The sequence below is a fragment of the Spirillospora sp. CA-128828 genome (genome assembly GCF_050945415.1).
Classification (GTDB): Bacteria; Actinomycetota; Actinomycetes; order Streptosporangiales; family Streptosporangiaceae; genus Spirillospora.
Genome location: NZ_CP191986.1, coordinates 824,206 through 837,938, shown reverse-complemented (window position 1 = coordinate 837,938; position 13,733 = coordinate 824,206). Strand labels below are relative to the sequence as shown.

The window sequence follows — 13,733 nt, the reverse complement described above, 5'->3', positions numbered from 1 at the left end:
AAATGACACGGACCGTATTCACCACATCGCGTCGAGCAGTTCCGTGACCGCGTCGGCGTCCGGCGGGCGGGGGTTGGGGTACGGCGCCGCCACCACCCGCTCGGCGACCTCGCGCAGCCGATCTCGGGGCACCTGTAGGGCGGAGAGGCGCGTGGGACCTTTGTGGCGGCGGGCCAGTTCGGCGACGGCCGCCACCGGATCGGGCCCCGCCACCCGGGTCAGCCGGGCGGACGCCTCCGGCGCCCACGGCAGGTTGAACGCCATCACGTGCGCCAGGAGCATCGTGTGCAGTTCGGCGTGCGGAAGGTCGAAAGTGCCGCCGAGGATGTGCGCGAGCTGGTGGTGCAGGCCCATCCGGGTCTGCGCCAGGCAGACCCCGGCCAGCCACGCTGCGGACTGAAGGCGTCCGCGCCCCGGGAGCCCCGACGGGTCGTCCAGCACCTCGGGCAGCGCATTCAGGATGTCGGCGACGGCCTCGGTCGCCAGTGCGTCCGTGACCAGAGTGGCGTCCGGCGCCCACAGGGCCTCGACGGCATGCGCGAGCGCGTTCATGGCGCTCGTCAGGGTCAGGCCGGAGGGCATGCTCAGGGTGAGGACGGGGTCGTAGACGATCGTTCCTGGAGCGAGGGCGGGGTCGCGGCGTGTGGTCTTCACACCGTCCTCCGTCTCCCCGAGGACGGGCGTCATCTCGGAGCCCGCGTAGGTGGTCGGCACGGCGACCTGCGGCATCCCCGTCCGGGCCGACACCGCCTTGGCCAGGCCGATCGCGGATCCGCCGCCGATCGCGACCACGCAGTCCGCCGCCGCGTCCTCGGCCACCGCCAAGGCCCGCGCGGTCACGGCGACCGGCGTGTGCGGCGCCGGACGGTCGAAGCGCGCCGCGAGCCGCGAACCCAGCGCCTCCGCGATACGGCCGGCGGCCGTGCCGGCGGACGGGGTCGCGACCAGCAGCACCCGCCGCTCGCCGAGCCGTGCGATCTCGTCCGCGACGAGGTCACATGCCCCCGGCCCGATCAGCACGCGCGCCGCGAGCGTCTCGTGGACGGTGACCCGGGCATCGGCCCCTCGCTCCATGTGGCTCACCCCTGCTCCACCTCCGGTTCGACTTTCTCATGCGAGCAGGCCCGGAGACGATGAGCAGCGGATCATCCCGGGCCAGCGCTTCGGTGGTGGCGCGGGCCAGCCGCGGGTCGTGTGGGTGTCGCGTTCGACGGTCGTCAGGAACGCCTCGTAGCCGTCCAGCCCGTCGAGCCAGCCGGTCGCGGCGGGGCCTTGCACGGCGGCGGCGGTCGCGTAGACGTCCGCCCACATGAGCCGGGGTCCCGTGACGGTGACCGCGCGCACCGCCGCGGCGGGCCGGCCGGTGTGCGGATCGATGATGTGGGCGCCGCGATGGGCGGTGCCCGAGGTCGCCACCGCGCCGCTGCGCAGGCGCACGACCTGGGTCACGCGGCCCGGGTCTTCCGGGTCCTCGATGCCGACCCGCCAGGGCGCCTGGCCGACGGGAGCGTGCACCACGACGTCGCCGCCGGCGTTGACGCACCATCCGGCTCCGTCCAGACCGGCGAGATGCCGGGCCGCCCGCTCCACCGCCCAGCCCTTGACCAGGCCGGACGGGTCGTATCTGGGACCGCCGCCGCCGCGCGGGTCGGGCAGATCACGCGGATCGAACCGGCCGTTGGTGCGGGCCCGTGCGAGGTCGCACAGCGCCATCACCTCGGCTAGCGCCGGGTCGGCTTCCCCGAACGCGAGGTCGCCGCGCTCCCAGCGCGACAGGTCGCTGTCGTCCCGGTAGGGGCTGAGCACTGCGTCGGCATGGCACAGGTCGGCGAAGACGGCGGCGACGCGTTCCTCGACGTCCTCGCCCGCCGGATCGCCGCCGCGCACGTGCACGCTGATCGGCATCCCCATGATCTGCTCTACCCACGCCCTGCGCGGAATCCCGGCGTTCATGGCTGTGCTCCCTGTGGCGTGGCGACCCCACACCCTCCGGTTCGCTCCGCTCATGACAGGTGGGCGGCGTCGATGGCGGACTGCAGCGATTCCACGTATCCGTCGCTGGTCACGGTGGCGCCGGAGACGGTGTCGATCTTGGCGCTCTGCGCGGCCAGCACCTCCTGTTTCAGGGCGGGCAACGCGAACGCGTTGATCTCCTCGTCCCGGTGGTTGCCGTTCGGGTAGACCGGCACCGCGACATCCGTGATCTTCCCGTCGGACACGGTGATGGTGACCTGGATCGGCCCCCACTGCGTCTGCGCGACCGACCCGGTGTACGTCTTGTTCCCACTGCTCGCCGACCCGGACGACTGCGTGGCGCTCGGGGTCGGGGTCGTACTGGTCTGGGGTGTCACGGTGGTGTCGCCGGCGGTGGTGGTCGCGGTCGCGCCGCCGATGGTGCTCGTCCGGTAGCTGAACAGCAGCACGACCGCCGCGACCGTGGACATCAGCCAGCAGGTGATCCGTCTCATCGTCATCGTCCTTCGGGTTACCAGGCGAACTGTTCGGTGTGCAGGTGGCCGGCGCGGACGCCGGCGGCCCGGGCGGCGGTGCGCACCGTGTCCGTCCATGCGTCCGGGCCGCAGATGTACACATGGGAGCCGGCGATGGCCGGCGCGGCCCGGCGCAGGGCCTCGACGTCGCCGAGCCCCGCGAGAGGCCGCGGCAGCCATGACGAGCGGTCGGCGCGCGGGCCGAGCGCGTACACGATCCGCACTCCCCTGTCCGCCGCCAGCCGGTCCAGCTCCTCGCGGAACGCGACCTCCTGATCGCTGCGGGCCCGGTAGACGAGCGTGGCGTCGCCTGGCCGGTAAGGCAGGTCCCAGAGGAGCGCCAGCAGGGGTGTGATGCCGATGCCGCAGGCCAGCATCACGACGGGCCCGCCCGTGTAGGTCTCGCCGGTGAGCTTCCCGTACGGCCCCTCGATGAGCGCCCTCGTCCCCGGCTTGAGGGACGCGACGCGGGCGCTGCCGTCGCCGAGGTCCTTCACGGTGATGCGCACGAGATCACCGCGCGGGGTGCCGGACAGGGAGTAGGGGTGCGCTCGGGACCAGCCGGGGCCGTCCATGAAGCGCCACTGGAAGAACTGCCCGGCCCGCACCGGCAGCCTGTCCAGCCGGCGGCCGCGCAGATAGACCGAGGTCAGGCCGGGCCCCTCCGGGACGACGTGGCTGACGGTCAGCCGGTGCCGCCGGCTCCGCCACACCGGCACCCCGATCCGGAAGATCAGGACCGCGCCCGCCGCCACCGCGTACAGCGTCCACCAGTACGCCCTGGCCCAGGGTGAACCCGCGAAGTCAGTGCCGGTCCAGAGCTGGTGCGGCAGCGCGAGCCCGATGCCCAGGTAGGCGTACAGGTGCAGCAGGTGCCACGACTCGTACCGCAGCCGTCGCCGCGCCGCCCGCAGCGAGGTGACGACGACCATGACCAGCGAACCCGTGCCCGCGACGGCCAGCAGCATCCCCGGATAGGACACGACCATGTCCCACGTCTCCGCGAACACGTTGGCATGGACGGACCCGGCATAGCCGAAGACGATGAGCACGATGTGCACCACCATCAGGTGGAACGAGGCGAAACCCGTCCAGCGGTGCCAGCGGGCCAGCCGGTCTTGTCCGAAAGCCCGCTCGACCAGCGGCACGCGCGCCATCAGCAAGGCCTGCGACAGCAGCAGGTCCGACGCCCAAAGACCGGCCAGGCGCCCCAGGGCCGACACGGCGCCCGGGCCGCCGGCCAGCGTCTGCTGGACGCCCTGGCCGTGCACCCAGAGCGCGGTGACGATCAGCAGGCCGAGCCCGGCGCCCGCGGCCGCCGCGTCCGCCCACCAGCGGGGCGTCGGGCGTGGCGGGGCGGCGGGACGAGGCGCGCGGGCCGTCTGGGGCCGAGGTGAGGCTGTGGCGGTCATGCCCACACCATCGGCGGGGCCTATGAAGGATCCTGTCGGCTTTCCTTAACGTTCGATGAGAACACCGGCACCGCGTCGGCGCTGGTCAAGCCCCATCCCGGAGCCGCGCTTCCGCCGTAGACCAAGCGGGTGCCGTGCTCGCGGCGGTCGGCTAGAGGGTCGTGGCGGTTCGGATCAGGGTGGCGAGGGCCTGGGAGCGGCTGTGTGGCGGCCAGGCGATCACCGTTGTCACCTTCGGCGCGTCCGGGAGGGGGACGGCGGCGAGACCGTCGTGCAGATGGAGCCGGACCGACTCCGGCAGGATCGCCGAGGCCCGGCCGAGCGCGATCAGTTGCAGCAGTTGCACATGGTCTCGGACCTGCGGGCCGGGGCCGTCCGGGTACGTGCCGTCGGCGCAGGGCCAGCGCGGCAGCGGCAGGTCGGGCAGCGCGGAGACGTCGGCCGTCCGCAGGTGACCCCGGACGGTGAGGGGGTGCCCGGCCGGCAGGATCACGACCTGGCCTTCCGTGCGCAGCTCCTCGGTGTCCAACCCGGCCGTCGAGTCGAACGGCCGGTGCAGCAGCGCCACGTCGGCCCGTCCGTCGCGCAGCAGCCGCCCCTGCTCGCCGGGTCCGCACAGGAGCACGTCGACGGTTACCGCGCCCGGTTCGGCGGCGTACGCGTCGAGCAGCTTCGCCAGCAGTTCGCCGGCCGCCCCGGCCTTCGAGGCGAGGACGAGGCCGGGCCGGCCGGTCGCGGCGCGACGGGTCCGGCGGTCGGCGGCGGCGACCGCGTCCAGGGCCGCGCGTCCCTCGCGGAGGAGGACCGCCCCGGCCTCGGTCAGCGCGACACTGCGGTTGGTGCGCTCCAGCAGCGTCACCCCGAGCCGCCGTTCGAGCTGCGAGATCGCCCGCGAGAGCGGCGGCTGCGCCATCCCGAGCCGCTCGGCGGCCCGCCCGAAATGCAACTCCTCGGCGACGGCGACGAAGTACCGCAGCTCCCGCGTCTCCATGCCGCCACGATACCCGGGAGGTATCACCGGCCACCCGAACGGTGTTGGAGGCCCGGCCCGGGGTGCGCCCAGGATGGAGGACATGAGCGAACAGCAGATCGCGCTGGTCACCGGCGCGAACAAGGGGATCGGTTACGAGATCGCGGCCGGACTGGGCGCCCTGGGCTGGGCCGTCGGCGTCGGCGCCCGGGACGAGGGGCGCCGGGAGACCGCCGTCGAGAAGCTGCGCGCGGCAGGTGTGGACGCCTTCGGGGTGGCGCTCGACGTGACCGACGACGCGAGCGTGGAGGCCGCCGCCCGGCTGGTCGAGGAGCGGGCCGGGCGCCTCGACGTGCTCGTCAACAACGCCGGCGTGACCGGCGGCATGCCGCAGGAGCCGACCAGGGTCGACCCGGAGACCATGCGGACGGTCGTGGAGACCAACGTGATCGGCGTCATCCGCGTCACCAACGCGATGCTGCCGCTGCTGCGCCGCTCGGCGTCACCGCGGATCGTGAACATGTCCAGCGGCGTCGGCTCCCTCACCCGGCAGTCCACCCCCGGCGCCGAGACGGGCCCGATCTCGGCCGCGTACTCGCCGTCGAAGACCTTCCTCAACGCCGTCACCGTCCAGTACGCCAAGGAGCTGGGCGACACGAACATCCTGATCAACGCCGCCTGCCCCGGCTACTGCGCGACCGACCTCAACGGCTTCCGCGGCTTCCGCACCGCCGAACAGGGCGCGGCGATCGCGATCCGGCTCGCGCGACTGCCCGACGACGGCCCGACCGGCGCCTTCTTCGAGGACGCCGGCGTGGTGCCCTGGTAACGCCCCGGCGACTAGCTCCCACCGACGCGGACGGGGAGGGTCCGCGGGCCGCGCACCTGGCCGGCGGCCCACGTGACCGCCGACGGGTCCTCCAAGGTGAAGGCGGGGATCCGTTCCAGCCAGACCTCCAGGGCTATGCGCAGTTCCATCCGCGCCAGGTGGGAGCCCACGCAGCGGTGGATGCCGAGGCCGAACGCGGCATGCCGGTTGACCTCCCGGTCGATGACGACCTCGTCCGCCCGGTCGAACTGCTCAGGGTCGCGGTTGGCCGCGGGGAACGACAGCAGGATCCAGTCCTCGGCCTTCATGTCGACGCCGCCGAGGCGCGTGTCCTCCCGCACCAGGCGCGCCATCGTGACCGGCGCGTAGACGCGGAGGAACTCCTCCAGCGCGGTCGGCAGCAGCGACGGTTCGGCGACGAGGCGCTCCCGGTCGGCCGGGGTCTTCGCCAGGTGCCACAGCGACGCGCCGATCGCGCTCCACGTCGTGTCGATCCCGGCAATCAGCAGGAGCGCCATCGTCCCCGAGACGTGGGAGGGGTCGAGCTTGCGCCCGTACAGCTCGGCGTCGATCAGGTAGGTGGTGAGGTCGTCGCGCGGGTCGTCGACGTGGTCGCGGATCTGGTCGAGGAGGTAGTCGAACAGCTTGTCCATCCGCGCGATGCGCTCGTCCGGCGGCAGGTTGACGCCTTCGAGGGTGTTCTCGACGAACTCGCGGAACCGCGGGCCGTCCTCGGGCGGGAAGCCGAGCATGTCGGCGATGACCCGTATCGGGATGTGCTGCGCGTACTCGTGCGCCGCGTCCACCACGTCCCGGCCCTCGAAGGAGTCGATGAGCGTGTGGCAGTAGGCCCTGGTCGCGGGCTCCAGCCGCCGCACGGCGGACTTCGTGAACGCGGGCAGCAGCAGCTTGCGCGCGTCGTGGTGGAACGGCGGGTCGGACGAGATCGGCGGTGTGACGCCCATCGGCTCCACCTCGCGCGGCGGCCGGAAGTTGCTCATGACGACCGAACGGGACGTGAAGCGCTCGGTGTCGTAGGCGATCGCCGCGACGTCCTCGTACCGGGTCGGCAGCCAGCCGCCGCCGAACCGCTCGGTCCGCGCGACCGGGCAGCGCCGCCGCAGGTCGTCCTGGATCGGATACGGGTCGGCGGCCCATTCGGGTTCCAGATGGGAGAAGTCGGTCGCCCAGTCGGCCACCGGGCCGGTGATCACCTCGTTGCGGGTGCCGAGCGGACGGTTCTCCCGCGCTTCCTCGTAGCCCTTGTCGAAACGGTCGTCGACGGTCATCACGCCCTACCTTTCTGGGGGCGACCCCCAGACCCCCAGGCCGGGAGGCCCGACGATCCTCGCTTCGCTGCGGTCATCGGGCCTCCTTGAGCACGTCGATCGCCCGTTCCGGGCAGTTCGCCACCGCGAGGCGGGCGTCGTGCTCCGCCCCCTCGGCCACGACGCCGTCGCCGAGGACCGTCCCGTAGCCCTCGTCGTCCTCGCCGAACAGGGCGGGGGCCAGGTCGTAGCAGCGGCCATGCCCCTGGCACCGCTCCGGGTCGATCCGCACCTTCAATGCGTTCCCTCCGTCTTCTGCGGGGCGGGCGGCACGAGCGCGGCCACGATCCGGGTGATCAGCGCGGACCACTCCTCGTCGCCGACCGCGTGCATGTCCGGCGGGACGAGCGCGCTGCCCATCCCCAGCAGGAGGCAGAGATGGGCGAGCGCGTCCGGGGACAGCGCCGGGTCCATCTCGTCGCCCGCCTGCGCGACGCGCATCAGGTCGGCGAGCCAGCCGCCGCGTTCGGCCACGTAGTCGCGCATGGGCCGGGCGACGTCCTCGTCCCGGCGCGCCGCGACCAGCGCCTCCACGACGAGGTGGCCGCGCGGCTCCCGCCGCCGTGGCAGCCCTCGTCCGATGGCGAGGAGCAGGTCGACGACCGGACGGTCCGGATCGGCGGCGAACTGGTCGGCGAGCAGCCGTTTGCCGTGCACGCGCAAAGCGGCCACCAGCAGCTCCGCCTTCGAGCCGAAGTGCGCGTACAGCGCGCCGTTGCTGACGCCCGCGGCCCGCGCGATGTCGGCGACCCGCGTCCCGTCGTACCCGCGCTGGGCGAAGACATCGGCCGCCGCGCTCAGCAGCCTTTCCCGTGTCTCCGCGCGGGTGACGCCCGCGATGCGTCCCATAGCTGAATTAAAAGACCGTTCATTTGATAGGTCAAGGCGTCCGGGGCGACGCCGGACGCCCCGGGGAACGCCGCGTCCCTCACCGGACGGAGGCGGGGGCGGAGTACGACTCCGCGCGGTCCCCTCTGCCGACGGTGAAGAAGCCGATGAACGCGGCCACGGCGGCGACGACCTCCCCGGCGAGGCTGATCGTCTTGTCGCTGTACCACGACGGGTCGTACATCCGCGGGATCGGGCCGAGCTGCCCGAAGTCGACGAAGTAGTACAGCAGCACGGCGCCGGCCGCGCTCGCGGCGACGATGAACGCGATCGCGTACGTCCACTTCCGGGCCCAGAACAGCACGAGGAGCCCCGCGACGGCCGCCGCGACGGCCTGGCCGCGGAACAGGTCGTCCCCGGGGATGACGTCGCTCGGAGTATGGGGCCCTGGAGCCATACCGGGTGCGAACCGCCAGTGCACGACGGCGTCGGCCGCGAGCCCCGCGGCGACGAGTAGTCGAAGAAGTATGCCCATACCCATTGCACGGTGATACCCGCTCCACGGATCAAACCGCCGGAACATTTCGGCAAGGCCGGTAACGGCCGCGGCAAAACGCCCGCCGATCAGCCGGCGCGGCCGGCCTTGACCCGGCGATGGCTCCAGTACAGAAGCGCGAACAGGATGAATCCGGAAAGGATGAGCCCGGACCCGGTGCTCCATCCGCCGAGCGGCAGTTCCGGCACGAGCCCCCAGGCGACGCCCGCGCCGATCAGGGCCAGCCCGGTCAGGATCGCGCCCGTGAGGCGCCACCACGAGGTCACGCTCTCCTCCGCCGCCTGGATCGCCCGCTCCCGCACGGGCTCGACGTAGCGGTTCACGGCCGGGAACTCCCGGGAGAGGATGAGCAGCCCCGCCAGCACGAGCAGCAACCCGGGCCCCGGCAGGACGAGCAGGGCGCCACCGGCCAGCAGCACCGTGCCCCCCGCGATGACCACCGCGACGCGCCTGGTCGAGCTTCCGTACCCCATGCCTGTCCCCCCGGTCCGCTCCGTCTCTGTCTCCCTACCCGAAGATCCGGCCGACGTCCGTCCGTGACGCCGGGACCGCGACCTGTGACTTTGGGGGTTCTGGAGTGATTGGTCCGATATGCTCCACGAGCCCCTCTCTGGATCAGAGTTCTCTCCATGACACAGACACATGAGGCGTCGGCCATACCCGAGTTAACGGTGGAACGATCCGCCGGACGTCCGCCGGAAACGCGGCCGGCGCCGGCCGGCGCGGCCCCCCGGAGCCGCGACCCGCACCTGGACAACGCCAAGTTCCTGGCGATCCTCCTCGTCGCCGGCGGGCACGGCCTGTCGGGCCTGCGGGACGTCCCGCTGGCCGCGGCGCTCTGGAACTTCGTCTACCTGTTCCACATGCCGCTGTTCGTCATGATCAGCGGCTACCTCTCCAAGCGGTTCACGCTGACCGACGAGAAGGTCTCCCGGCTGGTCGGCTCGACGCTCGCGCCGTACCTGATCTTCCAGTGCGCCTACAGCCTGTTCGCCTGGGGGGTCGACGGCCGCAGGTTCCAGTTCGACGTGCTGGACCCCTACTACCTGACCTGGTTCCTGCTGGCGCTGTTCGTGTGGCGGCTGCTCACCTCGGTGTGGCGGAAGCTCAGGTATCCGCTGGCCACGGCCGTGCTCGTCTGCCTGCTCGGCTACATGAGCGACATCGGCAGCACACTCGACCTGTACCGGATCCTGGGGCTGGTGCCGTTCTACGTCCTCGGGCTCACGCTCTCGCCGGACGTGCTGCAGATCGTCCGGCGGCCGGCCGCGCGGATCGCCGGCGCCGTGCTCCTGGCCGCCGCGTTCGGTGCCGCGTTCGTCACCCACGACCATATGAACGCGCGCTGGCTGAACTGGGACACCTCCAACGCCGATCTCGGCGTGGACGAACTGACCGGCACGATGATGCGGCTGGCGCTGCTGATCACGGCGACGGTGCTCCTCATCGCATTCCTCGCCGTTGTCCCGTCCCGGCACACCTGGTACAGCGACCTCGGCGCCGCGACCCTTTACGGTTATCTGCTGCACGGGTTTCTGACCCGGCTCTTCACCTTCGAGGGCTGGCAAAAGCTCGGCTGGTTCGACACGATTCCGGGCGTCCTGTCGGTGGTGCTCGCGTGCTTCGTCATCGTCACACTCCTGAGCACCGCACCGGTGCGCCGCGTGACCCGCTGGGCGGTCGAACCCAATCTGCGTCCGTTGTTCGGCCGGTGACCGATCGCGCCATTGACTGCGCCCTGTCACACCGAGGTTACGGGAATCTGGAAGATCGCTGAATTCGCCACAAATTCCCACAGACCGGGTATAGTTAGGCCGCAGTTTCTCCCCCGTGTGGATCGTCTAGCCCTGCGATTGCCGCGCCGCCCGCGCCCCTTCGAGATCCCACGGGTCACTGCAACACGTTCGGTTTCGGCAGCCCTTCCGGCTGCCAAGAAGTCAAAGGACGGTCGCATTGGTCATGGCGCCGCAGGGCGAACACCGCGTCATCGCCGTCATCCTGGCGGGTGGCAGCGGGCAACGCATGGGACTCAGTACGCCCAAACAGCTTCTGAAGATCGCAGGAAAGACGATCCTTGAGCACACACTGAGCGTGTTCGAGGAGGCACCCGACGTCGACGAGATACTCGTTCTGATGAACCCCGGTTTTCTCCAGGACGCCGCGGAGTGCGTGAAAAAGGCCGGCTGCACGAAAGTCAAAGCAGTGCTTCCCGGCGGGACGTCCAGGAACGCGACGACGCAGCTCGCGCTCGACGCGCTCGCCGACCATCCGGCCGAGACGACCAGCGTGCTGTTCCACGACGCGGTCCGCCCCCTCCTGTCGCAGCGCATCATCCGCGACTGCGTGACCGCGCTCCACGAGCACCGGGCCGTGGACGTCGCCATCCCGTCCGCCGACACGATCATCAAGGTCGACGAGGACGTGATCGTCGACGTCCCGCGCCGGGCGAACCTGCGCCGCGGGCAGACCCCGCAGGGGTTCCGCCTCGCCACCATCCGCGCCGCCTACGAGAAGGCGTGGCAGGACGAGAACTTCGAGGCGACCGACGACTGCTCGGTGGTGCTCCGCTACCAGCCCGGCACCCCGATCTACGTCGTCCCGGGCGACGAGCACAACATGAAGGTCACCGAGCCGGTGGACATGTTCGTCGCGGACAAGCTGTTCCAGCTCGCCTCGTCGGACGCCCCCGACCTGTCCGAGGACGAGTACGCCGAGGCGCTCGGCGGCAAGACCATGGTCGTGTTCGGCGCCAGCCAGGGCATCGGCGCCGCCGTCGCCGAACTCGCCCAGCGGTTCGGCGCCCGCGTCTTCGGCTACAGCCGCGGCGCCACCCGCACCCACGCCGAGCGGCCCGACGACGTCGCCGCCGCGCTGGCCCAGGCCTACTCGGCGACCGGACGCGTCGACTTCGTCGTCAACACGGCGGGCGTGCTGCGCATCGGCCGGCTCGACTCGATCGACCCGGAGGCGATCGAGGAGGCGCTGCGGGTCAACTACCTCGCGCCGATCCACATCGCCCGCGCCGCGTTCCCGTACCTCGCCAAGACCGGCGGCCAGCTGCTGCTCTACACATCCAGCTCCTACACGCGCGGACGCGCGGACTACAGCCTGTACTCGTCGGCGAAGGCGGCCACGGTCAACCTCACGCAGGCCCTCGCGGACGAGTGGTCGGCCGACGGGGTGCGGATCAACTGCATCAACCCGGAGCGGACGAGCACCCCCATGCGGACGGCGGCGTTCGGGCAGGAACCCCCGCACACCCTGCTCAGCGCCGACCAGGTCGGCCGGACGTCCCTGAACGTCCTGCTGTCCGACCTCACCGGACAGGTCATCGACGTGCGCCGCGAGGACCCGCTCAGCGGCGCCCGTCCCAGCTGACTTCCCCTCCCCCTGCACGCGCCCGCCCGGCCCGGCGGGCGCATGTCACCCCTCACTTCCCACCCTTCGCCGCCCCCAGGGGCCGCGCTGATCAGACGGAGGTGTGCCGTGCGGCGTCTCATCCCTCGGTACTCGACTCTCATGCGGTATTCATCGGTGTTACTGCTGCCCGCCGCACTCGGGCTGCTGCTCGTGGCGGCCCTGGCCGGGGCGCCCGCCTGGTTCCTCGCCGCCGCCGCCCTCTGCTACGCGGCCGAGCCCGCGGTCGAGCGGCTGCTGCCGGACGCGGCGAGGCCGCTGCGCTGGGGCCAGATGGGCGTGGGCGCCCGCGTGCTCGTCCGGCAGGCCGCCCTCGTGCTGCTGCTCGTCCAGTCCGGGGACGTCGGCGACCCGACGATCGTGCTGGCCGCCCTCGGTTTCCTCCTCGTCGACTGGCTGCGGGCCGTCGCGCTCGCCGGCGCGGTCGCCGTCCGCCGGGTCAACCGGCTGCCGTTCGTCACCCGCAACCTCGGGCCGGGCGAGCCCGCCCTCCCCGCCGACGCCCCGGCCTGGCAGGCCCGGCTGGTCGGCCTGCTCGAGTCCCACGCCGACCTCCTCCCGCTGCTCTTCGGGTCCGTCGGCCTGCTGGTCGACTTCCCGCCGCTGCTGGCCGCCGGCCTCACCGCCACCGCCGCCGCCGCGCTGGTCGTCCACGCCGGGCAGACGCCACGGCTGCGCCGGATGCGCGCCCTCCTCAACGCCGACCGCGTGGGACCCGACGCGCAGCGCCGCGTGGACCGCTACAGGCCCGAGGTCGTCCTGTACTTCAACGGTCCCCCCGCGACCGTGTACCAGGCCAACATGTGGCTCGACGCGCTGGAGCGGCTGGACCGCAAGGCGATGGTCCTCCTCCGCACGCCGGAGGTCGTGGGCGCCCTCGCCCACACGCCGCTGCCGGTCCTGTGCATCACCCGGGCCGAGGACATGATGAACTTCGACCTCGGCACGGTGAAGGTCGCGCTCTACCCCGGGAACACCGGCAAGAACCTGCACCTCCTCCGCGAGGAGCACATCAAGCACGTGTTCGTCGGGCACGGCGACAGCGACAAGGGGCCGAGCTCCAACCCGGTCAGCAAGGTGTTCGACGAGGTCTGGGTCGCCGGTCCGGCCGGCCGCGACCGCTACCACAACTCCGACGCCGGGGTGCGCGACGAGGCCATCGTCGAGGTGGGCCGCCCGCAGCTCGGAGAGATCACCACCGAGCCGTCCGGCGGGCCGGTGCCGACCGTCCTGTACGCGCCCACCTGGGAGGGCTGGGACAACGAGCACGGCTACAGCTCGCTGCTCGGCATGGGCGAGAAGATCGTCCGCACCCTGCTGGAGCAGGGCCCGCGGCTCCGCGTGGTCTACCGGCCGCACCCCTACACCGGGCGGCGGCTGCCGAAGGCGGCCGCCGTGCACGAGCGGCTGGTGCGGATGATCGAGCAGGCGAACCGGAACGGCGCGGGCGGCCACCAGGTGGTGACCGGCGCGGACGCCTCCCTCTACGAGTGCTTCAACCGGTCGGACATGCTGGTCACCGACATCTCCAGCGTGATCTCCGACTACATTCCAAGCCTGAAGCCGTATGTCGTAACGAACCCGGAGGGGATGGACGAGTCGGTCTTCCGCGCCGAGTTCCCGTCCGCGTCCGCGGCCTACCTGCTGGGCCCGGACTGCGCCGAACTGGCCGACATCCTCGCGGTCGCCGCGACGCCCGGCCAGGACCCGCTGGCCGGGGAGCGGCGCACGCTCCGGGACTACCTGCTCGGCCCCGAGCACCCGGACGCGATGACACGGTTCGCCGCCGCCGTCGACGCACTGGCCGCGGCCGGCCCCCGGTCGACGATGTACGGCACATCCGGCCCAGCGATGACCACGGCGCCGGAGCCCGCATAGAGTGTCCCCTGCACTCGCATGCCGAC

At 71.9% G+C, this 13,733-nt stretch carries 14 protein-coding genes; 4 read left to right on the top strand and 10 right to left on the bottom strand.

What is annotated here, in order from left to right; all coding sequences use genetic code 11:
* Positions 1–18: 18 nt before the first annotated feature.
* The 5 genes from ACQPXG_RS04395 to ACQPXG_RS04375 all read right to left on the bottom strand — a co-directional run bounded on the left by ACQPXG_RS04395 (position 19) and on the right by ACQPXG_RS04375 (position 4,892).
* Entirely contained in the window at positions 19–1,074 is a 1,056-nt protein-coding gene (locus ACQPXG_RS04395; RefSeq protein ID WP_433466321.1) for a maleylacetate reductase, read from the bottom strand.
* Between the two features lie 36 nt (positions 1,075–1,110).
* Positions 1,111–1,953, bottom strand: coding sequence for an FAD:protein FMN transferase (locus ACQPXG_RS04390; RefSeq protein ID WP_433466320.1), 843 nt, complete (start codon positions 1,951–1,953; stop codon positions 1,111–1,113).
* A gap of 50 nt (positions 1,954–2,003) precedes the next feature.
* Positions 2,004–2,468 carry an FMN-binding protein gene (locus ACQPXG_RS04385; protein ID WP_433466319.1) on the bottom strand — a complete coding sequence of 155 codons (465 nt, stop codon included), beginning with the start codon at positions 2,466–2,468 and terminating at the stop codon, positions 2,004–2,006.
* Between the two features lie 17 nt (positions 2,469–2,485).
* The gene (locus ACQPXG_RS04380; RefSeq protein ID WP_433466318.1) at positions 2,486–3,901 is read right to left on the bottom strand and encodes a ferredoxin reductase family protein; all 1,416 of its coding nucleotides are present in this window, start codon (positions 3,899–3,901) and stop codon (positions 2,486–2,488) included.
* 151 nt (positions 3,902–4,052) lie between these two features.
* Positions 4,053–4,892 (bottom strand): LysR family transcriptional regulator, encoded by an 840-nt coding sequence (locus ACQPXG_RS04375; protein WP_433466317.1) that lies wholly within the window; start codon positions 4,890–4,892, stop codon positions 4,053–4,055.
* Positions 4,893–4,974: 82 nt separating this feature from the next.
* Between ACQPXG_RS04375 and ACQPXG_RS04370 the strand changes: the two genes are divergently transcribed.
* Positions 4,975–5,700 (top strand): SDR family oxidoreductase, encoded by a 726-nt coding sequence (locus ACQPXG_RS04370; protein WP_433466316.1) that lies wholly within the window; start codon positions 4,975–4,977, stop codon positions 5,698–5,700.
* Positions 5,701–5,711: 11 nt separating this feature from the next.
* Here ACQPXG_RS04370 and ACQPXG_RS04365 read toward each other — a convergent pair whose 3' ends face one another.
* The 5 genes from ACQPXG_RS04365 to ACQPXG_RS04345 form a co-directional block, all read right to left on the bottom strand.
* On the bottom strand, positions 5,712–6,989 hold the full coding sequence (locus ACQPXG_RS04365) for a cytochrome P450 (protein ID WP_433466315.1): 1,278 nt from the start codon (positions 6,987–6,989) through the stop codon (positions 5,712–5,714).
* Between the two features lie 73 nt (positions 6,990–7,062).
* Positions 7,063–7,260 (bottom strand): ferredoxin, encoded by a 198-nt coding sequence (locus ACQPXG_RS04360; protein WP_433469893.1) that lies wholly within the window; start codon positions 7,258–7,260, stop codon positions 7,063–7,065.
* A 2-nt stretch (positions 7,261–7,262) separates the two neighbouring features.
* The gene (locus tag ACQPXG_RS04355; protein ID WP_433466314.1) at positions 7,263–7,877 is read right to left on the bottom strand and encodes a TetR/AcrR family transcriptional regulator; all 615 of its coding nucleotides are present in this window, start codon (positions 7,875–7,877) and stop codon (positions 7,263–7,265) included.
* 79 nt (positions 7,878–7,956) lie between these two features.
* The gene (locus ACQPXG_RS04350; RefSeq protein WP_433466313.1) at positions 7,957–8,391 is read right to left on the bottom strand and encodes a hypothetical protein; all 435 of its coding nucleotides are present in this window, start codon (positions 8,389–8,391) and stop codon (positions 7,957–7,959) included.
* An 89-nt stretch (positions 8,392–8,480) separates the two neighbouring features.
* The gene (locus ACQPXG_RS04345) at positions 8,481–8,885 is read right to left on the bottom strand and encodes a PGPGW domain-containing protein (RefSeq protein ID WP_433466312.1); all 405 of its coding nucleotides are present in this window, start codon (positions 8,883–8,885) and stop codon (positions 8,481–8,483) included.
* 156 nt (positions 8,886–9,041) lie between these two features.
* Between ACQPXG_RS04345 and ACQPXG_RS04340 the strand changes: the two genes are divergently transcribed.
* The 3 genes from ACQPXG_RS04340 to ACQPXG_RS04330 all read left to right on the top strand — a co-directional run bounded on the left by ACQPXG_RS04340 (position 9,042) and on the right by ACQPXG_RS04330 (position 13,707).
* On the top strand, positions 9,042–10,127 hold the full coding sequence (locus ACQPXG_RS04340; protein WP_433466311.1) for an acyltransferase family protein: 1,086 nt from the start codon (positions 9,042–9,044) through the stop codon (positions 10,125–10,127).
* 244 nt (positions 10,128–10,371) lie between these two features.
* On the top strand, positions 10,372–11,790 hold the full coding sequence (locus ACQPXG_RS04335) for an SDR family NAD(P)-dependent oxidoreductase (protein WP_433466310.1): 1,419 nt from the start codon (positions 10,372–10,374) through the stop codon (positions 11,788–11,790).
* A gap of 141 nt (positions 11,791–11,931) precedes the next feature.
* The gene (locus ACQPXG_RS04330) at positions 11,932–13,707 is read left to right on the top strand and encodes a CDP-glycerol glycerophosphotransferase family protein (protein WP_433466309.1); all 1,776 of its coding nucleotides are present in this window, start codon (positions 11,932–11,934) and stop codon (positions 13,705–13,707) included.
* The last annotated feature ends 26 nt before the right edge of the window (positions 13,708–13,733 follow it).